This is a genomic window from Mycolicibacterium boenickei, from assembly GCF_010731295.1.
Taxonomy (GTDB): domain Bacteria; phylum Actinomycetota; class Actinomycetes; order Mycobacteriales; family Mycobacteriaceae; genus Mycobacterium; species Mycobacterium boenickei.
Map to the genome: position 1 here is coordinate 4,618,757 of NZ_AP022579.1, position 23,514 is coordinate 4,642,270.

The following is a 23,514-nucleotide window of genomic DNA, read 5'->3' on the forward strand; positions in this document are numbered from 1 at the left end:
TCCTGTGGATCATGTGGGCCGGTCGAGCCGACACTTGAACACCGTTCAGGCTAGGGTAACGGTGTGCAACTCCACAAACCCGACGTGGTGGATGCGGCGACGGCCATCCTCGACAACTACGGCATCGCCGACCTGACGATGCGGCGCCTGGCTCGTGAGCTCAATGTCAGCCCGGGCGCGCTGTACTGGCACTTCGCCAACAAACAGGAGCTGCTCGGCGCCGTCGCCGACCGGATCCTTGAGCCCGTCCGTATCGAAAGCGCGGTGCCAGCATGGCCGGGCCGAATCCACCAGATCTGCGTGGCGTTGCGTGACGCGCTGTTGTCGCACACGGACGGAGCCGAGCTGGTCTCGTCCAGTTTTGCCGCCGGGCAATCCCGGATCGTCGTCGAAATCGTGGCGCAGCTCGCCGATGCCGCCCGACAAGCCGGTGTGGTGTCGCCCGATGACGAGTTGGCCGCACGCACGGTGCTCTATTACGTGCTGGGCTTCACCGCCGACGAACAATCGCGGCTGCAATGGGACGCCGCGGGGGCACTTGCCGATGAGCAGTCGGTGCTCAACCACGACACGTCGCGGCAATTCGACTTCGGCCTGCAATTACTCGTCGATGGGTTGGCAGTACGTGGCGCAAGCACGCTCAGCTCCGGCCGCGACATCCCGCAACGCAGCCAGGGCTGAGCCTTCGAGCGGTTTGTGCACGATTTCCAGCGGCAGCCGCGGAAGATCGTGCACAAATCACACGGTGAGCCCATCAGCCGATCGGGTGTTCGAGGCGTTTGTCGCCGTCCCAATGTCGTAGTCCGGTCACCTGCCCGACGATCTCGGCGGGGCGGCCGGCCACGCGCACCGCGGTGGCGAGCCTGGCCGGGGCCACCCGCCGGGCCAGCGTCACGTGCGGGGTCCAGTTCCTCGGTTCGGCGTGCGGCATCGGCGCCGGGTCCATGAACGGCAGGCACAGTCGGTACACGTCGGCCTGCATCTTGAGCAGCTCGTCGGTCGGGACCAGCAGGCGTGCGAGTACCCCCGCGGATCGCCCGAAGATCAGGGTCGCGCCGAGGCTGCACGGCAGCGGGAATCGGTCCACGAGCTCGGTCAGCACGGCATCGGCCCCGGCATCGATGTGTTGTGCGACGATCAGCGTCGCGTGGGGTCGGCCGGCCGGGGCCTGACTCGGAATATCCTTGTCGCGCAGCGTGTCCCAGATCCCGCGAACCACGGCCTCGGTATCGGGGTCGAAGACCAGCTCGACGGAGTGCACCATGTCAGATCAGGCCGGTCAGCCAGTCTCGGTCGAACGCGTCGGCGCACATCTTCTCGAACTCGGCCGCACTGGCGGTTCCTGCCCCCGCCGGCAGCACCGCGCGCACCGGCGCCAGTTGCGCCAGCGATTCCCGGTTGCCCGCCTCCGCCACGCCGGGGTTCTCAGGCCACGAGCCGATGACCAGACCGGCGCAGGCGATGCCCTGCCCAGCAAGTGATTCCAGCGTCAACGCGGTGTGGTTGAGGGTCCCCAACCCGGGTGACACCACCACAAGAACGGCTGCGGACAAATCCGCCGCGAGGTCGCGAAGCGTCACACCGTCGGCCCCGAGTTCAACCAGCAGACCGCCTGCTCCTTCGACCAGGGTCAGCCCGCCGGTGATCTCGGCGCCGCGCACGGCGTCGACCAACTCCGTCCGGGTAGGCAACGCGCACCCGGCTCGGTTGGCCGCCGCGACCGGCGCCAGCGGTTCCGGATAACGCCATCCGCCATGCAAATTCGCCACGCCGGACAGCCGGTTCACCTCACCGAGGTCGTTGTCGCCGTCGACTGTGCCGGTCTGTACCGGTTTGCACACCGCGACGTCGAGCCCGGCAAGGCGGGCCGCGCACGCCAGCGCGGCGGTCGTCACGGTCTTCCCGACCCCGGTGTCGGTCCCGGTGACGACCAGCGTGCTCACAACCGGGCCTTCGACAGCACCTCGGTCAGCACCTGGCGGGCCAGGTCCATCTCATCGGCGGTCAGCGAGGCCCGCGCGGTCAAGCGCAGCCGCGAGGTGCCCTCCGGCACCGTCGGCGGACGGAAGCAGCCCACCCGCACGCCGCGGTCCAGGCACGCGGCAGCCGCGGCCACCGCCACCTCGGGCTCACCGAGGATCACGGAGACGACAGCAGATTCCGGCACGGTGGCATCCCCGGAGATCCTGGCGAGTTCCGCGGCATGGTCCAAGACGGCTTGCGCGCGCTGCGGTTCGGCGGTCAGTACGCGCAGGGCGGCCCACGCAGCGCCCACGGCTGCGGGCGCCAACCCGGTGTCGAAGATGAACGGACGGGCCGCGTCGATCAGATGGGCACGGATCGCTTCCGGGCCGAGCACCACGCCACCCTGGCTGCCAAGGGCCTTCGACAGCGTCGTGGTCATCACCACGTCCGGCGATCCGGCCAGGCCCGCCTCATACAGCAGGCCCTGTCCACCCGGGCCGCGCACCCCGAGCCCGTGCGCCTCGTCGACCAGCAACAGCGCACCGCGCCGACGACAGACCGCGTGAAGTTCACGCAGCGGCGCCAATGCTCCGTCGGTGCTGAACACGGATTCGGTCAGCACGACTGCGCGCTGCTCGGTGCGCGCCGAAAGGGCGGCATCCACCGCGTCGACGTCTTGGTGCGGGGTGACGGTCACCCGGGCGCGCGACAACCGGCACGCGTCGACCAGGGACGCGTGGGTGAGAGCGTCGGAGACGATTAGCGAGCCGGGACCGGACAACGCGACGACGGCGCCGAGGTTGGCGGTGTAGCCCGAGGAGAAGACCAACGCCGACTCGGCGCCGACGAACGCCGCCAAGGCGGTTTCGAAGCCTTCGTGCAGTTCGGTGTTACCGGTGACCAGCCGAGACCCGCCGGCTCCCGCGCCCCAGGTGCGCAGCGCTTCGATGCCTCCGTCGAGCACCTCCGGGTGCTGCGACAAGCCCAGGTAGTCGTTGGAGGCCAGGTCCAGTTCGGTGGTCACGGCGGGGCGGGTGCGCAGCTCCCGACGCAGCCCGGCCTGCCGGCGCTGCTGCTCGACATCGGCGAGCCAGGCAAGCGGTGAAAGATCCGTGCGCGTCACGTGGTGCTCCTCGGTGGGCCGGCCATTGAACACGTCGGCGGTGCCGACCATTGAACACCGTTCAGGTTAGTGCACGCGCAACACCGACCATGCCCGCGGTGACCTGTTCCACCTCCGCCGGTGTGCAGATGAAGGGCGGCATGGCGTAGATCAGCTTGCCGAACGGACGCAGCCAGACGCCGTGACGCAAGGCAGCCAACGTGGCCACCCGCATGTCCACCGGCTCTTTCATCTCGATCACGCCGATCGCGCCGAGCACCCGGACGTCGGCGACCCCGGGCAGCTCCCGGGCCGGCTCAAGCCCCTCCCGCAGTCCGACCTCGATCTCGGCCACCCTCGTCGGCCAGTCGCCGCTGACCAGCAGTTCCACCGCAGCGACGCCCACCGCGCAGGCCAGCGCATTGGCCATGAACGTGGGCCCGTGCATCAGAGCGCCCGGCTCCCCCTCGCTGATCGTCCGCGCGACCTGTCGCGTGCACAGCGTGGCGGCCAGGGTGATGTAGCCACCGGTCAGCGCTTTGCCGACGCACATGATGTCGGGACTCACCCCGGCGTGCTCGGCGGCGAAAAGCTTGCCGGTGCGGCCGAATCCGGTGGCGATCTCGTCGAAGATCAACAGGACGTCGTGGCGATCGCAGATCGCGCGCAGATCCGCCAGGTAACGCGGGTCGTGAAACCGCATCCCGCCGGCGCCCTGGACGACGGGTTCCACGATGACCGCCGCGAGTTCGTCGGCACGAGCGGCCAGCTGCCGCTCGAAGGCCTCGCTGTACGCGGGCTCATAATCGGCGGGCACCGGCGGGGCGAAAATTTGCGGCACCAGAACTGAGTTTTCCCCGGCCCACAGCTCGTGCATCCCGCCGTCGGGATCGCACACGCTCATCGGGGTGAACGTGTCGCCGTGGTAGCCGCCGCGCCAGGTCATCAGCCGGTGCTTGGAGCCCCGGCCCAGACTGCGCCAGTACTGCAGCGCCATCTTCACCGCGACCTCGACGGATACCGACCCGGAATCACTGAAGAACACGGTCTCCAGGCCGGCCGGGGTGAGCTCGACCAGCAGCTGAGCCAGCCGCGCGGCCGGTTCGTGGGTCAGACCGCCGAACATGACGTGGTTCATGGTGGCCAGCTGGTCGGTGATGGCACGGTCCAGCACCGGGTGCCCGTGTCCGTGCACCGCGGTCCACCAGGACGCCATCGCATCGATCACCTCGATGCGGGCGCCGTCGGTAGGGTCGATCACAGTCAGCCACGCGCCTTTGGCACCCACCGCCACGACCGGCGGAAGTGCGTCGGAGCCCATGGCGCTGTAGGGGTGCCAGATGTGGGCCGCGTCGATGGCATTGATCTGCGCTGGGGTCAGCTCAGCCACAGTCGGGCAGCCTAGCCCTTTGCTCACAGACTGTGACGCACGCATCCGAAATATGAGCGGTAGGCCGATGTTAGGTAAATTGGCCTCGACCATGAAAACCCTTGATGCCCCCCGGACGGAGCCCGGCGCCGAATCCGGTTCCGTTTCGCGCGCTGTCATGGGTAGTCGTGCATCGGGTTTCTACCGCCACGATCTGGACGGACTACGCGGCATCGCGATCGCCCTGGTGGCGATGTTCCACATCTGGTTCGGTCGGGTTTCCGGTGGTGTCGACGTTTTCCTGGCGTTGTCCGGATTCTTCTTCGGCGGCAAGATCCTGCGGCTGGCAATCGACACGGAGGCGCCGCTGCGGCCCTTCCCCGAAGTGGTCCGGCTGATTCGGCGCCTGCTTCCCGCACTGGTCGTGGTGCTTGCCGCAGCCGCGGTGCTGACGATCCTCGTACAGCCCGAGACCCGCTGGGAAACATTTGCTGACCAAAGCCTGGCAAGCCTGGGTTACTACCAGAACTGGGAGCTGGCGAACACCGCGGCGAACTACCTCCGCGCCGGTGAGGCGGTCAGTCCGCTGCAACACATCTGGTCGATGTCGGTCCAGGGACAGTTCTATCTGGCGTTCCTGCTGGTGGTGTTCGGGTTCGCTTTCCTCGGCCGCCGGCTGTTCGGACGACACCTGCGTACCGCGTTCATCGTCCTGCTCAGCGCGCTGACCATCGCCTCCTTCGTGTACGCGATCATCGCGCACAACACCGACCAGGCCACCGCCTACTACAACAGCTTCGCCCGCGGATGGGAGCTGCTGATCGGGGCGCTCGCCGGGGCCCTCGTACCGGCGGTGCGCTGGCCGATGTGGCTGCGCACCCTGCTGGCCACCGTCTCGCTGGCCGCGATCCTGACGTGCGGCTGGTGGATCGACGGAGTCAAGGAGTTTCCCGGGCCGTGGACGCTGGTGCCGGTCGGCGCCACCGTCATCTTCATCCTGACCGCCGCCAACCAGATCGACGATCCAAGCGCGGGCCAACGGTTGCCCGCGCCCAACCGGATGCTGGCGACCAAGCCTTTCGTATCGCTGGGCTCGATGGCGTACTCGCTCTATCTGTGGCACTGGCCGCTGCTGATCTTCTGGTTGTCCTACTCGGGCCACGCCCACGCCAATTTCCTCGAAGGCACGGTCATCCTGCTGATCTCGGGCGTCCTGGCTTGGCTCACGACCCGCTACATCGAGGAGCCGCTGCGCTCGCAGAAATCAAAGGGCACCGCGCAGGCCGCCTCGCAGCCTGCCGTTCCGCTGCGGGTTCGCCTGCGACGGCCGACCATCGTCCTGGGCTCCATCGTCGGCCTGCTCGGTGTCGCGCTGACGGCCACCTCGTTCACCTGGCGTGAGCATGTCACCGTGCAGCGCGCCAACGGCAAGGAGTTGTCGGGGCTGTCGGCCCGCGACTACCCGGGAGCGCGCGCCCTGGTCGATCATGCCCGGGTGCCGAAGCTGCCGATGCGTCCCACCGTGCTCGAGGCCAAGGACGATCTGCCGGCGTCGACCACCGACGGCTGTATCAGCGATTTCGGCAACACCGACATCATCAACTGCACATACGGGGACAAGGACGCGGCGCGCACCATCGCGGTGGCGGGCGGGTCCCACGCAGAACACTGGATCACCGCGCTGGACCTGTTGGGTCGCCTGCACAACTTCAAAGTGGTCACGTACCTCAAGATGGGTTGTCCGCTCACCACGGAAGAGACGCCACTGGTGATGGGCGACAACCGCCCGTATCCGAAATGCCACGAGTGGAACGAAAAGGTGATGTCCCAGCTCATCACCGATCGCCCCGAATTCGTCTTCACCACCTCGACCCGGCCGTGGAACATCAAAGACGGCGACGTGATGCCCGGCACCTACATCGGCATCTGGGACACCCTCTCCAAGAACAACATTCCGGTACTCGCGATGCGCGACACACCGTGGCTCACCCGAAACGGCGAGCCGTACTTCCCGTACGACTGCCTGGCCAACGGCGGCGATTCCATCTCGTGCGGCATCGACCGGTCCAAGGTACTCTCCGACCACAACCCCACACTGGATTTCGTCGGAAGGTTCCCCCTGCTCAAGCCACTCGACATGAGCGACGCAGTGTGCCGCAAGGACTATTGCCGCGCAGTGGAGGGAAATGTGTTGATATACCACGATTCTCACCACATCTCCACGACCTACATGCGCACGATGACAGGTGAACTGGGCCGCCAGCTGGCGGCGGCCACCGGTTGGTGGTGAAGCCATGCCGCCGTCCGCAGTGCCGCCGTCTTCCGTTCCCACGCCGATGTCGACCGTCTGGCCCGGCGAGCCCTACCCGCTCGGTGCGACCTATGACGGTGCGGGCACCAACTTCTCGCTGTTCTCCGAGGTCGCCGAACGGGTCGAGCTGTGCCTGATCGCCAAGGATGGCAGCGAGCACCGGATCAATCTCGAAGAGGTCGACGGCTACGTCTGGCACGCTTATCTGCCGACGGTCACGCCGGGCCAGCGGTACGGGTACCGGGTGTACGGCCCATGGGATCCCGGCAGCGGACATCGGTGCGACCCGAGCAAACTGCTGCTGGATCCCTACGGCAAGTCGTTCCACGGCGACTTCGACTTCAGCCAGGCCCTGTTCTCCTACGACCTGACAGCTGACCCGCCCGGCACCGGCACCCCGCCCCAGGTGGACTCCCTCGGTCACACCATGACCAGCGTGGTGATCAACCCGTTCTTCCAATGGGGCTCGGACCGCGCACCCAAGACCCCGTATCACGACACCGTGATCTACGAGGCACACGTCAAGGGCATGACCCAGACGCACCCGGGGATCCCCGAGGAACTCCGCGGCACGTACGCGGGTCTGAGCCACCCCGTGGTCATCGAGTACCTCCAGTCGCTGAACATCACCGCGATCGAACTCATGCCGGTGCACCAGTTCATGCACGACCACCGACTGCTGGACCTCGGGCTGCGAAATTACTGGGGCTACAACACAGTCGGCTTCTTCGCCCCGCATTTCCAGTACGCGGCCACCCGGCACGCCGGCGGTGCGGTGGCCGAATTCAAGACGATGGTCAAGGCGTTCCACGACGCGGGTATCGAAGTCATCCTGGACGTGGTCTACAACCACACCGCCGAAGGCAACCACCTCGGTCCGACCATCAATTTCCGCGGCATCGACAACGCCGCCTACTACCGGCTACTGGACGGACAGCCGGAGTACTACAAGGATTTCACCGGCACCGGCAACAGCCTCAATGCCCGGCACCCACACACGCTGCAGCTGATCATGGACTCACTGCGGTACTGGGTGCTGGAGATGCACGTCGACGGTTTCCGGTTCGACCTGGCCTCCACTCTGGCGCGCGAATTCTATGACGTGGACCGGCTTTCGGCGTTCTTCGATCTGGTCCAGCAGGACCCCGTGGTCAGCCAGGTGAAGCTGATCGCAGAACCCTGGGATGTCGGTGAGGGCGGCTACCAGGTCGGCAACTTCCCCGGCCTGTGGACCGAGTGGAACGGCAAGTACCGCGACACCGTGCGCGACTACTGGCGCGGAGAACCCTCCACACTCGGCGAGTTCGCGTCCCGGCTCACCGGTTCCTCGGACCTCTACGAGGCCACCGGCCGCCGTCCCGGCGCCAGCATCAACTTCGTCACCTGCCACGACGGGTTCACCCTCAACGACCTGGTGTCCTACAACGAGAAGCACAACGAGGCCAACGGCGAGGACAACCGCGACGGCGAGAGCCACAACCGCTCCTGGAACTGCGGTATCGAGGGACCGACCGAAGATCCGGAGATCCTGGCGCTGCGCGCCAAGCAGATGCGCAACATCATGGGGACGCTGATGCTGTCCCAGGGCACCCCGATGATCGCCCACGGCGACGAGATCGGTCGAACCCAGCTGGGCAACAACAACGTGTACTGCCAGGATTCCGAACTGTCCTGGATGGACTGGTCACTGCTCGAGACCAACGCAGACCACCTGGACTTCACCCGCAAGGTGCTGGCATTCCGAAAGCGCCATCCCGCATTTCGGCGTCGCCGGTTCTTCGAGGGCAAACCGATCCGCAGCGGCGACCAGGTGCGCGACATCGCCTGGCTCACCCCGGCAGGTACCGAGATGACCCCGGAAGACTGGGGTACCGGCCTGGGCACGTGTGTCGCCGTGTTCCTCAACGGCGATTCCATCCCGGCCCCCAACGCCCGGGGTGAACGCGTCGTCGACGACACGTTCCTGTTGTGCTTCAACGCAAATGACCACGCGCAGGATTTCGTCACCCCGAACGGCGACTACGCCGCCGAGTGGACCGGGGACCTCGACACCGCCAGCCCGACAGGCGATTCCGATCTGGTCGTGGCCGCCGGCGAGAAGATCTCCCTACAGGCCCGCTCCCTACTCGTGCTGCGCAAGACGGCCTGACATGCCGAGCCCGGTCCTGTCCACGTATCGGCTCCAGATGCGCGGGGACTGCTGCACATTCGACGATGCGGTGAATCTGCTCGACTATCTGGACGAGCTGGGCGTCTCGCATCTGTACCTGTCCCCGATCCTGACCGCCGCGCACGGGTCCACCCACGGATACGACGTCACCGATCCCACCACGGTGTCGGCCGCTCTCGGCGGGCCGGAGGGCCTGCGGAAGCTCTCGGACGCCGCGCGGCGCCGGAACATGGGCCTGGTTGTCGATATCGTGCCCAACCACGTCGGTGTCGCGCACGCCGAACAGAATCGGTGGTGGTGGGATCTGCTGCGGTACGGCCGGTCCTCGGCGTACGCCGACTACTTCGACATCGACTGGGAGCTCGACGGCGGCCGGATCGTGTTGCCGGTCCTGGGTTCCGACGATGACGTCGCCGATCTGGTGGTCGACGGCGACCGGCTACGAGTGGGCGATCTGACGTTCCCCGTCGCACCGGGAACCGGCAGCGGCACCGGTCGCGAGGTCCACGATCGTCAGCACTACCGCCTGACCGGCTGGCGCAACGGGATCTGCGGTTACCGTCGCTTCTTCTCGATCACGTCGCTGGCAGCGCTGCGTCAGGAGGACCGCGCCGTCTTCGACGCGAGCCACGTGGAGATCAAGCGCTGGTTCGACGAAGGCCTGGTCGACGGTCTCCGCATCGACCATCCGGACGGATTGTCCGACCCCGCAAGCTATCTGCGGTGGTTGCGGGAGATCACCGGTCCCGAAGCCTGGATCGTGGCCGAGAAGATCCTGGCCGCCGACGAGACCCTCGATGCGTCGCTGCCCGTCGACGGCACCACTGGATACGACGCGCTGCGCGAGGTCGGCGGACTGTTCATCGCCCCGTCCGGACAGGGCACACTCACCGCGTTGAGCGGGCGCCCGGAACCCGCGGCTGAGCGGGCGCTGAAGTCGGCGGCCGTCACCGACACCCTGGCCAGCGAACTGGGCCGGCTGTGCCGCGCCATCACGACCGTCACCGCGAAGCACGACTCTCAGCTTCCCGCCGCGGTTGCGGCACTGATCAGCAGGATCGGCGTATACCGCAGCGACTATCCGGCGCTCGCCGCGATCCTGCCCGTTGCGATGCAGGAGACATCGTCCGCCGCACCGGAACTCACCGATGCCCTGTCCACCGTCGCAGTGGCACTGTCCGTCAGCCCCGAGGTGGTGTCCAGGTTCAACCAGCTGTGCGGGGCCGCCACCGCAAAAGCGGTCGAGGACTGCCTGTTCTACCGCGACGCCCGACTGGTGTCCCTCAACGAGGTCGGGGGCGCACCCGAGCTGTTCGGGGTGTCGATGGCCGAGTTCCACCAGCGAGCGGCGACGCGGACGCGTGCCTGGCCGAACACGATGACCACGCTGTCGACCCACGACACCAAGCGCGGGGAGGACGTCCGCGCCCGCATCGGCCTGCTGTCCCAAGTTCCTGTGACATGGGCCGATTCGGTCGAGCGGTGGACCACCATGTCCACTCCCCCGGACCGGGACACCGCACTGTTCCTGTGGCAGAACATCTTCGGTGTCTGGCCGGCCGACGGCAACGCCACCGAGGAACTTCGAAGCCGGCTGCACGCCTACGCCGAGAAGGCGATCCGGGAGGCCGCCACCCGAACGTCCTGGCACGACCCGTCCGCGGATTTCGAAAACGGCGTGCACGGTTGGCTGGACCGGGTGCTCGACGGGCCGGTCGCCGCCGAGTTGACCGCGCTGGTGAATCAGCTTGACGCGCACGCCCGCAATGACAGCCTCGGGCAGAAACTCATCCAGCTGACCGCCCCGGGCATACCCGACGTGTATCAGGGCACCGAGACCATCGAGGACAGCCTGGTCGATCCGGACAACAGGCGCCCGGTCGACTATGCGGCGCTGCGTGAGGCGTTGGTGCGTGGTGACGACGACAAGCTGCGGGTCACCATGACGGCGCTGGCGCTGCGCCGGGCCCGGCCGGCCACGTTCCTGGCCGGCGGCTACACCCCGATGCCTGCCCTCGGTAGCGCTGCGGCACACCTGGTGTCGTATCTGCGTGGTCAGGATGTGGTGGTGGCCGCATGCCGCTGGACCGTGGAGCTCGCCGAAACCGGCTGGGCCGAAACGACGTTGCCGCTGCCCGAAGGCCGGTGGCTGGATCTGCTCAGCGGCAGACGCTGGTCCGGCGCGGTGCCGTTGACCGACCTTCTGGCCGATTCGCCGGTGGCCCTGCTGGAGCGCACCGATGACTGAATTCACGGTGTGGGCACCCAATCCGAACCGCGTGCGAGTCGACGTGGACGGAACGCTGCACGAGATGACGCGCACCGGAGACGGCTGGTGGCACGCCGAGGTCGCCTGCCGCGCCGACGCCCGGTACGGGTTCGTTCTCGACGACGACCCGACGGTGCTGCCGGACCCTCGGTCGGCCCGCCAGCCCGACGGCGTGCACGGACCGTCCCAGCTGTGGCAGCCCGCACCGGACGCGTGGACCGATACCGGTTGGCAGGGGCGGTCGATCTGCGGCCGCGTGATATATGAGCTTCACATCGGAACCTTCACTCCCGAAGGCACATTCGATTCCGCCATCGAGAAACTCGACCACCTGGTGGATCTCGGTGTGGATTTCGTGGAGTTGATGCCGGTCAACGCCTTCAACGGACCCCACGGCTGGGGTTACGACGGCGTGCTCTGGTACGCGGTGCACGAACCCTATGGCGGACCCGACGGCCTGATCCGCCTCATCGACGCCTGCCACGCCCGTGGACTCGGTGTGCTGATCGACGCGGTGTTCAACCACCTCGGCCCGTCGGGCAATTATCTGCCGCGCTTCGGCCCGTACCTGACCACCGGCAGCAACCCATGGGGCAGTTCGATCAACCTGTCCGATGCCGATGCCGACGAGGTCCGCACGTACATCATCGACTGCGCGCTGCGCTGGATGCGCGACTTCCACGCCGACGGCCTGCGTCTCGATGCGGTGCACGCCCTGGTGGACACCACCGCGATCCACCTTCTCGAAGAGTTGGCAGCCGAAACCGATGCCCTGGCGGACGAACTCGGCAGGCCACTGTCGTTGATCGCCGAGAGCGACCTCAACGACCCCCGGCTGATCACCCCGCGCGACCGTGGCGGCTACGGCCTGACCGCGCAGTGGGACGACGATGTCCACCACGCGATCCACACCGCGGTGTCGGGTGAACGGCAGGGCTACTATGCCGATTTCGGATCGCTGGCCACGCTGGCGCAGACGCTGAAGCACGGGTACTTCCACGCCGGCACGTATTCGTCGTTCCGGCACCGCAGGCACGGCCGCCCGTTGGACACCGCCACCATCCCGGGCACGCGGCTGCTGGCCTACACGCTCACCCACGACCAGGTGGGCAATCGCGCTGTCGGCGACCGGCCGTCGCAGCTGCTGACTTTCGGCCAGCTGGCCGTCAAAGCCGCCCTGGCACTCGGGTCGCCCTATACGGCAATGCTTTTCATGGGCGAAGAGTGGGGATCATCCTCACCGTTCCAGTTCTTCAGCTCGCATCCCGAGCCGGAACTGGCCCGCGCCACCGCCGAGGGGCGCAAGGCTGAGTTCGCCGACCACGGCTGGGATGCCGACGAGATCCCGGACCCGCAGGACCCGGAGACATTTCTGCGGTCGAAACTGAAGTGGGACGAGGTCACCGACGGTGACCACGCGCGACTGCACAGGACCTACCGAGAATTGATCGCGTTGCGGCGCACTGAGCCTGACCTCGCCGATCCATGGCTGGATCACATGTCGATCGACTTCGACGAGGAGCAACGCTGGATCGTCCTGCACCGCGGAGCCCTGGCGATCGCCTGCAACCTCGGCGCCGATCCGGTATCGGTGCCGGTGACCGGCGACCTCGTCACCGCCTGGGAGGTCCCCGACATCGGTTCGGACGGCGCCAGATTGGCTGGTCACTCCTTCGCGATCCTGCGCAGCGAGCGCGCTCAGTAGACCTTCCGCACGGTCGTGGTGTCCGGGCCAACCCGGTCGCCGAGCGAGTTCGTCGGGCGCAGTTCCGCGAGCGCCAGACCACGCTCGTCGACCAGTATCGAACGAGCCTCGTCCGGCTCGAAAGCGTGCCGCTCACCCCACTGACGCAGAGCCACCACGATGGCGAAGAGGTCACGACCGGCCTGGGTCAGCGTGTACACCTGGCGCCGCCCTGACGCGGCTGCCTCCCGGTCGAGGATCCCGCGGTCGACGAGACGACGCAGGCGGTCGGTGAGGATGTTGCGCGCAATGCCCGTGCGCTGCTGAAAGTCGGTGAATGCCCGTGCGCCGTCCATGGCGTCGCGGACGATCAGCAGACTCCAGCGATCCCCGACCAGATCCAGCGTGCGCGCCACCGGACAGGTCGGATCGGTCCAGGGCACGTCGTTGCTGTGCGCCGACTCAGCCATCACGCCTCCTGAAGAGTTGCTGATTGAAACCATTCTGCCGTAGCGTTCAATTGGTTGCAATGTGCAACCAATTGAGGAGGGTGCATGGAACTGACGTTCGGCCTGCGGATGTTCTTCGCCACCGTGTGCGCGGTGGCCGTCGCGACGATCTACGCGGCACAGCCCGTGCTCGCGGGGATCGGCCGCGACCTGGGCGTGCCCGAGGCCGATCTGGGGTGGATCATCACGGCTGGGCAACTCGGCTATCTGGTCGGGCTGGTGGTTCTGGTCCCGTTCGGCGACATCATCGACCGGCGCCGACTCATCAGCGCGCACCTTCTCCTGGCCGCGATCGGCGTGACACTGGCCGCGGCCGCCACCCAGACCTGGCTGCTGCTCGCCGGGCTGGCGGTCGCCGGACTGTTCGCGGTCGTCGTGCAGACCACCGTCGCCTACGCCGCGGCGCTTTCCACGGCCGAGCAACGCGGCCGCACGCTCGGCATCGTGACCTCCGGAGTCGTCGTCGGCATCCTCGGATCACGCGTGGCGGCAGGAGGCCTCGCCTCGGTGTGGGGGTGGCGAAGCGTGTACGCCGGGTTGGCGGTGCTGTTGGTGGTGCTGGCATGCCTGGTCCCGACACTGCTGCCGCCCGACCCACGGCGCGGATCGACCGGTTACGCCGAGGTACTGACGTCGTTGACCCGACTGTTCGGCGACCGACTGTTCGTCTCTCGCGGGTTGATCGCGTTCTTCCTGTTCGCATCGTTCGGCACGCTCTGGAGCGGCCTGGCGCTACCGCTCACGGCGGCGCCCTGGCATCTCAGCACGGCACAGATCGGCCTGTTCGGAATCGCCGGCCTGGCCGGGGCTCTCGGTGCGGCTCGGGCCGGATTCTGGGCCGACTCCGGGTTCGCGAGCGCCGTCACCGGCGGGGCACTCGCGCTCCTCGCCGCGTCATGGCTGGCCATCGGACACGCATCGTGGTCCCTCGTCCTCGTCGCCGGCGGGGTCATCGTGCTCGATTTCGCGGTGCAGGCCGTCCATGTGAGCAACCAGCATCTGCTCACCACGGCCTATCCGGACCGGACCAGCAGCGTGATCGGCGGTTACATGTTCTTTTATTCGCTCGGGTCCGCCCTCGGGGCGACCGCCACGACGACGGTGTACGCGGTCGGTGGCTGGACCGCCTCCAGCATCCTCGGCGCCGCGTTCGCGGCCTGCGGTCTCGTCGTCTGGGCGATCAGCCGAGCGGCGCTCCGAACGCGACGATGAAGGACACCACTGCCAGCACGGCCGCGAAAAGCCGAAGATGGTCAACGCCTTTCGTCACCAGCTTCTCCGCCGCGACGACCCCGAACAGGACCACCATCAGCCACAGCGCGTGCGGGGCCACCACCATCGGCAGCATCATCGGACCGCACGCACCGGTGCACTGCAGGCCATTCCTGAGCCCCTCCTCGACGCAGGCCCGGTCGGCGCGCCACCCGTCGGCGGGCAGCGCCCGCACCCGGTGACAGGCTCGGAGCAAGAACCGCTTCCTGCGGGTCAGTTCCCACCCCGCCGCCACCGCCAGGAGCCCCGAAACCACAAGGGCACCTGAGGCTTCCGGCCCAATCAACCAGGCACCGGTGAGCCCGAGGACTCCGAACACCGACCACACCGCGAGATACCCGACCGCGAACATCGTTTGGCCACGTTGCCGCCGATGCCATTTTCCGTTCAACGAGATCGACCGCGCCGCGGGCAGCGCCGTCGGCAGCATCATCGCGGCTGCCATCAGCATCCATACCGCCGGCGAGGCCGGGAATTCCGGTGCACCAGAAGGTATCGCGGGACAACCGACCTCCAGCGCGCCCACGCCCGACGTGCCGTGGTGGTGAGCTACCGCGTGCGGCAGCGTCGAGCAATGCCCCCGCCCGCCGTGAGGCGGCATCGACAGGTGCAGAATCAACGCCCCGAGCCAGGCTGCCACCGCGGCTCCCAGCAGGCTCAGCTCGGGATGTGCCCACCGCAACCGCCGCCAGGCCGATGGCCGTGCCGCTCGGCTCGCTACGGCGGTCAGCGTCATTGCAGGAAGACGCTCACTCGCCCGACACGGGCATTCCCCGACTGCTGCGGCGCCGACGCCTGCGCGCCCGGCAGTCGGATCGGATGGGCGGCAGGCTCCACGTACTGCGGCACGAAGGTGACGCTGACCTGATCACTCCACCGGCCTTCGGCACTGAACCGCCGGTACAGCCCGGTGATGTCGAACGCGAGCCGCATGCCGCCGTGCTCATTGTCGGGGTTACTGGTTTCCTCGATTCCGAAAAAGGCTGCGACGCCGACGAAATGGTCGTCATCGAGCGCAGGCTCACCGCCACCCACGGCGAGATACACCTTGTAGGTCACCCCTACCGGGGCCGGCGACGTCACGTCCTCGATGCGCAGGAAAGCGCGAGACGCCGGGGTCGCCTCCTCGGCCAGCGGTCCCATCGGCGGCGCGATGCCGAACGTGACATGGGTGGTCTCCCCGGCGAGAGCGATCGGGTTGTCGGATGCTCCCACGAGTTCCGGCGGGTTCTCCGGTGCTGGTGCGGTCGGCATGAGAGCCTCCAGTGCGACAGGGGCGGTGATGTCCTCATAGCGGTAGCTGAGCTGGGTCGTGGTGTCGAGCACCTCTTGTACCGTCTCGCTGAGCGTCGCCCGGTTCTCGTCGTGGAAGTGGAACGTCACGCCGGTCAGCCAGGCCGGCTCCGCGGTGTTGGCGCGGTCGGGCATCGTCCGCCAGATCTCCCAGATCCGGTCGATGTTGGCATGGTGCAGCCAGAAGATCGGGTCCAGTGCGGCGGTATTGAACGAACCCATGAGCCCACCGACGCCCACGTGGACCGCGCCGTGAGGGGTTCCCTCGAGCGGTCCCATCGCCGAGCCCGGGTCCTCGCCACCGTGACTGAATCCGGTCCGCCCACCGGCGAACCCGCCGATCCCGGCGAAATCGGTCGGTGCCAGGGCACTCGTCAGGTCGACATCGGAGACAGGCAGCGACGAGCCGTCGTTGAGGTTCCGCCCGGGCACCCACAGCGGGTTGGGGGTGATCCCGTCCGCCAGGGTGGTGTCGAGAAAGGCCTGCGGTAGGCGTCTGCGGGCCGGATCGTCGCTGCTGTAGTTCCAATAGGGCAACGCCCACGTCGCCTTCGTCTGCTCGTCGACGTCGTCGAGATCCTGAATGGCCGCCCAGATGATCCGTTCGAACCACTGCAGATACATCCGGTGCCAGGGCAGGAAGTACCAGCAGAAGTGCTGGCATTGGTTGCGGAAGTTGTCGGGATTCACTGTGGTGCCGTGGATATCGGACTGGTACTGCCAGCCGATCGGGTCCAGCTGGTCGGCATCGGTGCGTTCGATCAGCACCTGCACGGCGCGGGCGTAGGCGTAGATCGTCGGGTGCCAGTGATCGATCTGGTCGAGCGTCCAGATGTCGTGCCGGACCCGGGTAGCCGCCTCCGCAACCGTGACCCCGAGCCGAGGCGCGGTGGCACCGAGAGTGTCACCGGAATTGATGAGGTGTTCGGTCATGGTTGGGACGGTAGGCATCCGCCGACGGGGAGGCGCGCGTAGATCACTACCTGTATTCGGTACCCACGCCATCGCCGCAATTTTCGAGTAGACGACTACGCACGAAATCGCCGCGCCCGGGACGCATGATCAGGCCATGAACGACAACGGGTTAGAGAGCTTCGCACTACACAGCGCGGACAGGTACCAGGGCCCGGCAGTACAGGCCATCAACGAGGAGGCCGTGCGGCCCGATGCGGCCCCCGCCGTCGACGTGGCGACGCTCGATCCGGAATCTGCAGCACGCCGCTACCTGAATCAGATGATCGCCAGCCCGGAGGTACCGTCCATCACCGACAGCAGCGCGGGCCCGGGCACCGAATACCGGACCCTGGGCACCGAGTCCATACCGCTGACGGACTCCACTGTCGTCAAATTCGCCCAGTACCGCCAACGCATCCCGATCTACGGCTCACTCGTCACGATCGAGCTCGACGACGCCAACAACATGCTGGCCGTGAACTCGGCGATCGGAAATCCCGACGGCGTCGATGCCGTGGCGTCCATATCGCCGGCACAGGCTCAGGACGTGATCGTCAAGGACGCGGGCAGGGACGCGCTACCGTTACCGGAGCCGCCCCGGCTGTACTTCTATTTCGACAGCAGCTCCAGCCCCGGCGTGTGGCGGCTGGTCTACATCGCCAAGAACGTGCAGCGGCACCGCAAGCGAACCTCGGACGGCCACCCGGAGACCCTGCCGGAGCTCTTCGACTACGTCGTCGACGCCCATTCCGGCGATCTGGTGACCAAACTTCCCCGCACCCAGACCATTTCGTGGACTTTGGAGGAACTGGACTCCACCGATGCGCTCGGAAAGACCCGACGCATCCGGGCCGAGCGCGACGAGAACGACAACAAGCGGCTGGTTGACCCGACCAGGCGCATCGAGACCTACGATTTCGGGTTCCGCAGGATCGAGTCGCAGTTCCGCTCCCTGCCGGGCACCGCGCCGATCTCCAACCCGCCCGCCCCATGGAGCCCGGCAGCTATCAGCGCGCATGCCAATGCCCAGGAGGTGGCCGACTACCTGCTGAACACGCTGCAACGCAACGGCCTCGACAACCAGGGCGGCCCGTTCATCTCCTCCATCAACTGCACCTCGATTCAGGATCCGACACCCCAGGAGTGGCGCAATGCCGCCTGGATCGGCACCCAGATGGTGTACGGCCAGCGCAGCGTGAACGGTGAATTGCGGTCGTACGCGGTGGCCGTCGACGTCGTCGCCCACGAGATGACGCACGGACTGACCGACCACACCGCCCGCCTCGAATACAAGGGCGAATCCGGCGCCCTCAACGAGTCCTATTCGGACATCATGGGAACGATCATCGCCAACTCCCAGAAACCCGACATCGACAGCTGGAACTGGGAGATGGGCGAGGACCTCGACGGCACCGGGGTGCCGCTACGCGACCTGAGCGATCCGACCCGGCGAGGTCAGCCCGGCCACATGCGCGATTACGTGAACACCACCCGAGACAACGGCGGGGTACACACCAACAGCGGCATCCACAACAAGGCCGCGTACAACGTGATCAGCGCGAAGAACGGCCAAGGCCACCTGTTCACCCCGCAGGATGTCGCGGCCCTGTTCTATCTCGCTCTGACCCTTCACCTTTCGCGAACATCGGGATTCAGCGACAGTCGGCGTGCCGTCGAACTCGTGGCCAAGTCGCTGTTCCGCAAGGATCCGCAGGACGTCCTGGACGAGAAAGTCAGCGCGATCAGCGCCGCGTTCGAGGACGCCGGGATCCAAGCCTGAGACTCAGGTCAGATACCGGTACGTCGGCGACCCCGGCTCGAGCAGCTCGACGTGGATATCGGAATCCCGCATCCGGGCCAGCAGACCTTCCAGGTCGGTGGCTGCACTCAACTCGACGCCGCACAACGCCTCGCCGGTCTCCCGGTTGTTGCGCTTGACGTACTCGAACAAGGTGATGTCATCGCCCGGCCCGAGAACCTCATCGAGGAAGCGGCGCAACGCCCCCGGCTCCTGAGGGAAGTCGACCAGGAAGTAGTGCTTGAGGCCAAGGTGCACCAGTGACCGCTCGACCACCTCGTTGTACCGGGAGACGTCGTTGTTGCCACCGGAGATCAGGCAGACCACGGTGGAACCGGGCTCGATGTCAGCCTCCAGCAACGCGGTCACGGACAGCGCACCCGCGGGCTCGGCGATGATGCCGTCGTTCTGATACAGGTCGAGCATCGCGGTGCAGACAGCACCCTCGTCGACGGTGGTGAGAGCGACCATGTCGCCTGCCGCGGCCAGCGCGGCATAGGGCAGCGCTCCGGCCCGTGCCACCGCCGCGCCGTCGACGAACTGATCGACGTGCTCAAGGGTCACCGGTTCCCCCGCAGCCAGGGCGGCGATCATCGACGCCGCACCCGCAGGCTCCACCCCGAGTACCGACGTGTCCGAGGCACGCTCGGCGAGATACGTGGTGATACCGGCGATGCAGCCGCCGCCACCGACGGGGACGATCACCAGGTCCGGCTCTTCATCGAGCTGTTGGAGCAGTTCGGCGGCGATGGTGCCCTGGCCCGCCATCGTGCGCACGTCGTCATACGGGGGTACGAGAGTAGCTCCGGTTCGTGCGACGTCGTCCAGCGCTGCGGCGGCGGCCAGGTCGTATGTCGACCCGACGGCGATCAACTCGATGAACTCGCGGCCGTGGTACAAAATCCGGTCCCGCTTCTGCTTCGGCGTCTTGGCCGGTACGTACACCCGACCATGGGTCCGCATCGACCGGCACGCCATCGCGAATCCCTGGGCGTGATTACCGGCCGACGAACACACCACACCGGCGGCCAGCTCTTCGGGCGAGAGCTGGGCCATCAGGTTGAAGGCCCCGCGCACCTTGTAGGAACGCACCGCCTGCAGGTCCTCGCGCTTGAGGTAGACATTGGCGCCGGTCGCCTCTGAAAGGCGCTCGTTGAACTGCAGCGGGCTGCGGGTGACCACCCCGGAAATTCGCTCGGCGGCCTCATCGATGTCGGCGGCAGTCAGGGGCGCAGCCAGCGGGGACACTCGGGAGCCTTTGCTCAGATCGGCAGTCACCGTTCAATGGTGCCACTGGCCAGGCGTTTCACCGCAGGTGGGTGGGCCGACCCACCGGATCGGGCACCAAATCGCCGAAATCCGCCATATCTGGTTACTCCGGCCGCGGAACTGGGAAAATAACCACCATGCGGCACATCCAGCAGCGGCTGGCGACGTGCACGGTCTTGGTCACCGCGCTGGCGACGTCCGCATGCACGACGCACACGAGCATCCCGGCAGATGCCTACACAGCGCGGGTGGCCATCAACAACGAGCAGCTGCCGGAGACGTACTCGGTGGAGTGCACGCAGGTGAACTGGTTCTGGACCATCGAAACCCTGCCGAAATCACCGGGCTTCAGCGCAATCATCCAGACCGGCGGCACCATCGCACCGAAGGTGTTCCGGATGGACGACCTGGCCGGATTCACCGGCAGCTCGTACCGCGCGACATCTGACAGTCAGGCCGGCATCAAGGGCACCACATTCCACATCAGCGGTACCGCGCTCGGTTCGTTCACCGACCGCCCTACCAGGCAGGCCGAGGTCCAGTTCCGGATGGATGCCACCTGCTGAGCACTCTGGACCGATAAAGCGACACGCCTGATCCAAGGTTTCGGTTGGCCGAAATCATTGTTGCGAGCTATCGTCAACATATGACCACCGCCGGGAACTTTCGCAGCGCCACCTCCCGGGCCGATCACCAGGTCGACATCGCCGGGGTGCCCTGGCCGACCTACAAGCTGATCGCCCTGGCGATCGGTGCCCTGGTGCTGGTGGTCGTCGGTCTGGCCACCATGAGCGCGGCACCCGCCGTACTCTCGGCTGCCGCAGCCACCATCGTGGCCTGGCTCGGACTGGGCCACTTCTCGCCTTCTGATCAGTGACCTTCCAGCAGCCTGCGCAGCGTCTCTAGGTCGGCCGCCACTGCGGCGACATCTGCCTCGAACTGGTCATCCGTCATTCCCGGCCGCTGCCGCACCGTGAACACCACCTCACACGACGGCACGTCCGGTCCGGCCGGAACCACCCGCATCGGGTTGTACACGGCCTCACCCGAGGGCAACCGCACCACGTGATCGAGCACGCCCAGCGCGTTCGTCGCCGTGAATTCGACGGTGACCTCGCCCATCGGTGAGTCAGCCACCCATCCCCGCCCGGTGAGGCGCAGCCCACCCTCGGCCAGTCCTGCCGCCCACGTGGCCAACTGCCGCGGATCGGAGGCGTACGAGTACACCGCCTCGGGGGTAACGTCGATCCACACGCTCACATGCCTGCTCCGCATGGTTCCACCGTAGGCCACGCCGCGTGCTCATCTGGGATCGCAAGGGCGGTAAACGTTTTCGCCCAACTGTTCAGCCGCTGAGCGGGTGTACCGTCAGATTTGTGGGTATTGCGACGACGGGTCTGACCCCGGTAGAGGAAACCGCATTCCTGACCCTGTACGCCAGGGCGCTCGACAGCCGATGGGCCCGTCCGATCCTCGGCGACACCATGGCCGACGAGGCGGTCGGACAACTCGATTACGACTTCGCCGGTCTCGGGGTGCAGACCAGTGTGGTGTGCCAGTCGGCGCTACGCGCCAAGATGCTCGACGACCGGGTCCGGACCTTCGTCGCCGCCCATCCCGACGCGGTGGTGGTCGATCTCGGCGGAGGCCTCGACAGCGGCGTACATCGAATCTCGCCGCCGGCCACGGTCGACTGGTACAGCGTGGATCTACCGGGGATCAGCGAACTGCGCGACCGCGTCATCCCGCCTCTCCCCCAGGCGCACACCGTTGCCGCATCGCTGGCCGACCCGGACTGGACCGATCCGATTCCCTCCGACCGACGCACGATCCTGGTGGCGGACGGGCTGTTCGCGTTCCTTACCGAACCGGTGATCGCTGGCATCTTCCGGAAAATCACCGAACACTTCGATTCCGGGGAAGTCACCTTCAACGACTACGGCCGCATCGGGTGGATGAGTAGGGCTGCCCTGAAGTTCTTCCCCGCCAAGATGTTCAAGGACGTCGGAAGCCAGTGGGGCTACCCGGGTTTCAAGGACGCCCACCATCCCGAAACCTGGACCCCGCGACTGCGCCTCGTCGAGGAAACCAGCCTGACCGGTGAACCCGAGGTCGACCGCTTCCCGGGCCTCCTGCGCATCGCCACACGCGCGAGCGGCCTCACAAAGGCCACGGCCCGTAAGGCGCGCATCCTGCGGTACCGCTTCTGACCCGTCGTCGCCATTACCCGTGAGGTAGTCGACCGAATCGGTACCTCGCGTCATCGTTGAAGCATGCCGCTGTCCATCGGGATCATGCTGCCGAGCCGTGAAACCGCGATGACGGGCCGTCACGATGCACGGGGACTGATCGAATTCGCCCGGATCGCAGAGGAATCGGGCTTCGACTCGGTATGGACGGGCGATTCCGTTTTGGCCCGCACCCGCGTTGATCCACTGACATTGCTCGCCGCCGTGAGTGCCGGCACCTCCCGCGTGGGCCTAGGTACCGCCGCACTGATCGGTCCCCTGCGCCCACCGTTGCCGGTCGCCGCACAGGCCGCCACGGTCGACCAACTCTCGGGCGGCCGGCTGATCCTCGGCCTGGGCTCCGGATCTCCGCTGCCGGAAAGCCGTCGCGAATTCGAGGCGCTGGCAATGCCGTTCACCGGCCGGGCCCGCCGCCTCGACGAGGCCGTTCGACTGTGGCGGCAGGGGTGGTCCGGCGAGACCCCATTCAGCGGGCTCCCGCCTGCCCGGGCGGGCGGGCCACCGCTGTGGCTGGCCGGCGGAGACTCCGAACGGGTCATCGCGCGGGTGGCCGAAGGCTACGACGGTTGGCTGCCGTACCTTCCCGACGCCGGCGCGTACGCGCGGGCCTGGGCGCGCATCAGTCAGTTGACGTCCCGCACCGTCACGCCCGCGCTGTACGCCACGGTGTGCATCGATACCGACCGCAGCCGCGCCAAGGACACGCTCGACACCTACACCAGGGCCTACTACCGCCAACCGCTCGATGTGATGAGCTCGTTTCAGGCGATCTGTGGTGGATCGGCAGAGGAATGTGCGGACTGGCTGACCGGCTACATCGAGGCCGGGGCGCGACACCTGGTCCTGCGGATCGGCGTGCTGGACCCGCATCCGCAGATGATTGCCGACCAACTGCTCCCGCTACTGCGTCAGGCCGGCAGTTTGCCGTGAATCCCGCAGGTACACAACTCGATCGACGGGCACGTGCAGCGCATCCCCCACTCGATGATGGCCCGCGCCCGGGCCAGCGCCTCCAGTTGCTCATCGATCTCGGCGAGCTTGGTCTGCGCCAGCTCACGAGCCATCGGGCGGCCGGGAGTGTCGTCCTGCAGCAGCAGCCCGATCTCGGTCAACGAGAATCCGGCCAACTTGCACAACCTGATCACCTCCAGGCGCATCAGGACCGACTCCTGATAGCGGCGCTGCCCGCCGACCCGCTGCGGCGCGGGCAACAGCCCGACCTGCTCGTAATAGCGCAATGCGGTCTGGGCGACCCCGCTGCGCTGCGTGACATCGCCGATGGTCAGCGTCGCGCCCATCT

At 66.9% G+C, this 23,514-nt stretch carries 21 protein-coding genes; 11 read left to right on the forward strand and 10 right to left on the reverse strand.

Features of this window, described 5'->3' with window-relative positions:
* The first annotated feature begins 63 nt into the window (after positions 1-63).
* The gene (locus G6N57_RS22060) at positions 64-681 is read left to right on the forward strand and encodes a TetR/AcrR family transcriptional regulator (RefSeq protein WP_077739379.1); all 618 of its coding nucleotides are present in this window, start codon (positions 64-66) and stop codon (positions 679-681) included.
* 73 nt (positions 682-754) lie between these two features.
* Here G6N57_RS22060 and G6N57_RS22065 read toward each other — a convergent pair whose 3' ends face one another.
* From G6N57_RS22065 to G6N57_RS22080, 4 genes are all read right to left on the reverse strand, one after another.
* A complete protein-coding gene (locus G6N57_RS22065) occupies positions 755-1,264 on the reverse strand; it encodes a 2'-5' RNA ligase family protein (RefSeq protein ID WP_077739378.1) in 510 nt (169 codons plus the stop codon).
* 1 nt (position 1,265) lies between these two features.
* Positions 1,266-1,943 (reverse strand): dethiobiotin synthase, encoded by a 678-nt coding sequence (gene bioD / locus G6N57_RS22070; protein WP_077739377.1) that lies wholly within the window; start codon positions 1,941-1,943, stop codon positions 1,266-1,268.
* A complete protein-coding gene (locus G6N57_RS22075) occupies positions 1,940-3,088 on the reverse strand; it encodes an 8-amino-7-oxononanoate synthase (protein WP_077741736.1) in 1,149 nt (382 codons plus the stop codon). Before G6N57_RS22075 ends, bioD begins: the two co-directional genes overlap by 4 nt.
* A 61-nt stretch (positions 3,089-3,149) precedes the next feature.
* Positions 3,150-4,457 (reverse strand): adenosylmethionine--8-amino-7-oxononanoate transaminase, encoded by a 1,308-nt coding sequence (locus tag G6N57_RS22080; RefSeq protein ID WP_077739376.1) that lies wholly within the window; start codon positions 4,455-4,457, stop codon positions 3,150-3,152.
* A 91-nt stretch (positions 4,458-4,548) separates the two neighbouring features.
* Here G6N57_RS22080 and G6N57_RS22085 point away from each other — a divergent pair, with 91 nt between their 5' ends.
* The 4 genes from G6N57_RS22085 to treZ are packed head-to-tail and all read left to right on the forward strand — an operon-like array spanning position 4,549 to position 12,891.
* Positions 4,549-6,726 (forward strand): acetyltransferase SucT, encoded by a 2,178-nt coding sequence (locus tag G6N57_RS22085; RefSeq protein WP_077739375.1) that lies wholly within the window; start codon positions 4,549-4,551, stop codon positions 6,724-6,726.
* A 4-nt stretch (positions 6,727-6,730) separates the two neighbouring features.
* A complete protein-coding gene (gene glgX / locus G6N57_RS22090) occupies positions 6,731-8,896 on the forward strand; it encodes a glycogen debranching protein GlgX (RefSeq protein ID WP_077741735.1) in 2,166 nt (721 codons plus the stop codon).
* 1 nt (position 8,897) lies between these two features.
* On the forward strand, positions 8,898-11,165 hold the full coding sequence (gene treY, locus G6N57_RS22095; RefSeq protein ID WP_077739374.1) for a malto-oligosyltrehalose synthase: 2,268 nt from the start codon (positions 8,898-8,900) through the stop codon (positions 11,163-11,165).
* Positions 11,158-12,891 carry a malto-oligosyltrehalose trehalohydrolase gene (gene treZ / locus G6N57_RS22100; protein WP_077739373.1) on the forward strand — a complete coding sequence of 578 codons (1,734 nt, stop codon included), beginning with the start codon at positions 11,158-11,160 and terminating at the stop codon, positions 12,889-12,891. Before treY ends, treZ begins: the two co-directional genes overlap by 8 nt.
* On the opposite strand, the gene G6N57_RS22105 is transcribed toward treZ, so the two are convergent.
* Positions 12,885-13,340, reverse strand: a complete 456-nt coding sequence (locus tag G6N57_RS22105) for a winged helix-turn-helix transcriptional regulator (protein WP_077739372.1) — start codon at positions 13,338-13,340, stop codon at positions 12,885-12,887. The genes treZ and G6N57_RS22105 overlap by 7 nt on opposite strands.
* 84 nt (positions 13,341-13,424) lie before the next feature.
* On the opposite strand from G6N57_RS22105, the gene G6N57_RS22110 reads away from it, so the two are divergent.
* Complete coding sequence (locus G6N57_RS22110; RefSeq protein ID WP_077739371.1) at positions 13,425-14,591, forward strand: MFS transporter; 1,167 nt, start codon at positions 13,425-13,427, stop codon at positions 14,589-14,591.
* Here the strand turns inward: G6N57_RS22110 and G6N57_RS22115 are convergent.
* Both G6N57_RS22115 and G6N57_RS22120 read right to left on the reverse strand, forming a co-directional pair.
* A complete protein-coding gene (locus G6N57_RS22115; protein WP_077739370.1) occupies positions 14,560-15,387 on the reverse strand; it encodes a copper chaperone in 828 nt (275 codons plus the stop codon). The genes G6N57_RS22110 and G6N57_RS22115 overlap by 32 nt on opposite strands.
* Positions 15,384-16,877, reverse strand: a complete 1,494-nt coding sequence (locus G6N57_RS22120) for a tyrosinase family protein (protein ID WP_162563915.1) — start codon at positions 16,875-16,877, stop codon at positions 15,384-15,386. Before G6N57_RS22120 ends, G6N57_RS22115 begins: the two co-directional genes overlap by 4 nt.
* 136 nt (positions 16,878-17,013) lie before the next feature.
* On the opposite strand from G6N57_RS22120, the gene G6N57_RS22125 reads away from it, so the two are divergent.
* Positions 17,014-18,678: a M4 family metallopeptidase gene (locus G6N57_RS22125; protein WP_077739368.1), complete on the forward strand. Its 1,665-nt coding sequence runs from the start codon at positions 17,014-17,016 to the stop codon at positions 18,676-18,678.
* Positions 18,679-18,681: 3 nt separating this feature from the next.
* Here G6N57_RS22125 and ilvA read toward each other — a convergent pair whose 3' ends face one another.
* Positions 18,682-19,974 (reverse strand): threonine ammonia-lyase IlvA, encoded by a 1,293-nt coding sequence (gene ilvA / locus G6N57_RS22130; RefSeq protein ID WP_077739367.1) that lies wholly within the window; start codon positions 19,972-19,974, stop codon positions 18,682-18,684.
* A gap of 128 nt (positions 19,975-20,102) precedes the next feature.
* Here ilvA and G6N57_RS22135 point away from each other — a divergent pair, with 128 nt between their 5' ends.
* Together G6N57_RS22135 and G6N57_RS22140 are read left to right on the forward strand one after the other, a co-directional pair.
* On the forward strand, positions 20,103-20,531 hold the full coding sequence (locus tag G6N57_RS22135) for a lipoprotein LpqH (RefSeq protein WP_077739366.1): 429 nt from the start codon (positions 20,103-20,105) through the stop codon (positions 20,529-20,531).
* A gap of 80 nt (positions 20,532-20,611) precedes the next feature.
* Positions 20,612-20,842, forward strand: coding sequence for a hypothetical protein (locus G6N57_RS22140; protein ID WP_077739365.1), 231 nt, complete (start codon positions 20,612-20,614; stop codon positions 20,840-20,842).
* Here the strand turns inward: G6N57_RS22140 and G6N57_RS22145 are convergent.
* The gene (locus G6N57_RS22145) at positions 20,836-21,240 is read right to left on the reverse strand and encodes an SRPBCC family protein (protein WP_077741734.1); all 405 of its coding nucleotides are present in this window, start codon (positions 21,238-21,240) and stop codon (positions 20,836-20,838) included. The two genes, G6N57_RS22140 and G6N57_RS22145, sit on opposite strands and share 7 nt — an antisense overlap.
* Positions 21,241-21,341: 101 nt before the next feature.
* Here G6N57_RS22145 and G6N57_RS22150 point away from each other — a divergent pair, with 101 nt between their 5' ends.
* Positions 21,342-22,175 (forward strand): class I SAM-dependent methyltransferase, encoded by an 834-nt coding sequence (locus tag G6N57_RS22150; RefSeq protein WP_077739364.1) that lies wholly within the window; start codon positions 21,342-21,344, stop codon positions 22,173-22,175.
* Positions 22,176-22,238: 63 nt separating this feature from the next.
* Complete coding sequence (locus G6N57_RS22155) at positions 22,239-23,144, forward strand: LLM class flavin-dependent oxidoreductase (protein ID WP_077739363.1); 906 nt, start codon at positions 22,239-22,241, stop codon at positions 23,142-23,144.
* Here the strand turns inward: G6N57_RS22155 and G6N57_RS22160 are convergent.
* Positions 23,123-23,512, reverse strand: coding sequence for a MerR family transcriptional regulator (locus G6N57_RS22160; RefSeq protein ID WP_077739362.1), 390 nt, complete (start codon positions 23,510-23,512; stop codon positions 23,123-23,125). The two genes, G6N57_RS22155 and G6N57_RS22160, sit on opposite strands and share 22 nt — an antisense overlap.
* Between the last annotated feature and the right edge of the window lie 2 nt (positions 23,513-23,514).

Coding starts and splice junctions, on each gene's coding strand:
- G6N57_RS22065 (WP_077739378.1), bottom strand. CDS start 1,264: ATGGTGCACTCCGTCGAGCTGGTCTTCGACCCCGATACCGAGGCCGTG.
- G6N57_RS22085 (WP_077739375.1), top strand. CDS start 4,549: ATGAAAACCCTTGATGCCCCCCGGACGGAGCCCGGCGCCGAATCCGGT.
- glgX (WP_077741735.1), top strand. CDS start 6,731: ATGCCGCCGTCCGCAGTGCCGCCGTCTTCCGTTCCCACGCCGATGTCG.
- treY (WP_077739374.1), top strand. CDS start 8,898: ATGCCGAGCCCGGTCCTGTCCACGTATCGGCTCCAGATGCGCGGGGAC.
- treZ (WP_077739373.1), top strand. CDS start 11,158: ATGACTGAATTCACGGTGTGGGCACCCAATCCGAACCGCGTGCGAGTC.
- G6N57_RS22105 (WP_077739372.1), bottom strand. CDS start 13,340: ATGGCTGAGTCGGCGCACAGCAACGACGTGCCCTGGACCGATCCGACC.
- G6N57_RS22110 (WP_077739371.1), top strand. CDS start 13,425: ATGGAACTGACGTTCGGCCTGCGGATGTTCTTCGCCACCGTGTGCGCG.
- G6N57_RS22115 (WP_077739370.1), bottom strand. CDS start 15,387: ATGACGCTGACCGCCGTAGCGAGCCGAGCGGCACGGCCATCGGCCTGG.
- G6N57_RS22120 (WP_162563915.1), bottom strand. CDS start 16,877: ATGACCGAACACCTCATCAATTCCGGTGACACTCTCGGTGCCACCGCG.
- G6N57_RS22125 (WP_077739368.1), top strand. CDS start 17,014: ATGAACGACAACGGGTTAGAGAGCTTCGCACTACACAGCGCGGACAGG.
- G6N57_RS22135 (WP_077739366.1), top strand. CDS start 20,103: ATGCGGCACATCCAGCAGCGGCTGGCGACGTGCACGGTCTTGGTCACC.
- G6N57_RS22140 (WP_077739365.1), top strand. CDS start 20,612: ATGACCACCGCCGGGAACTTTCGCAGCGCCACCTCCCGGGCCGATCAC.
- G6N57_RS22145 (WP_077741734.1), bottom strand. CDS start 21,240: ATGCGGAGCAGGCATGTGAGCGTGTGGATCGACGTTACCCCCGAGGCG.
- G6N57_RS22155 (WP_077739363.1), top strand. CDS start 22,239: ATGCCGCTGTCCATCGGGATCATGCTGCCGAGCCGTGAAACCGCGATG.
- G6N57_RS22160 (WP_077739362.1), bottom strand. CDS start 23,512: ATGGGCGCGACGCTGACCATCGGCGATGTCACGCAGCGCAGCGGGGTC.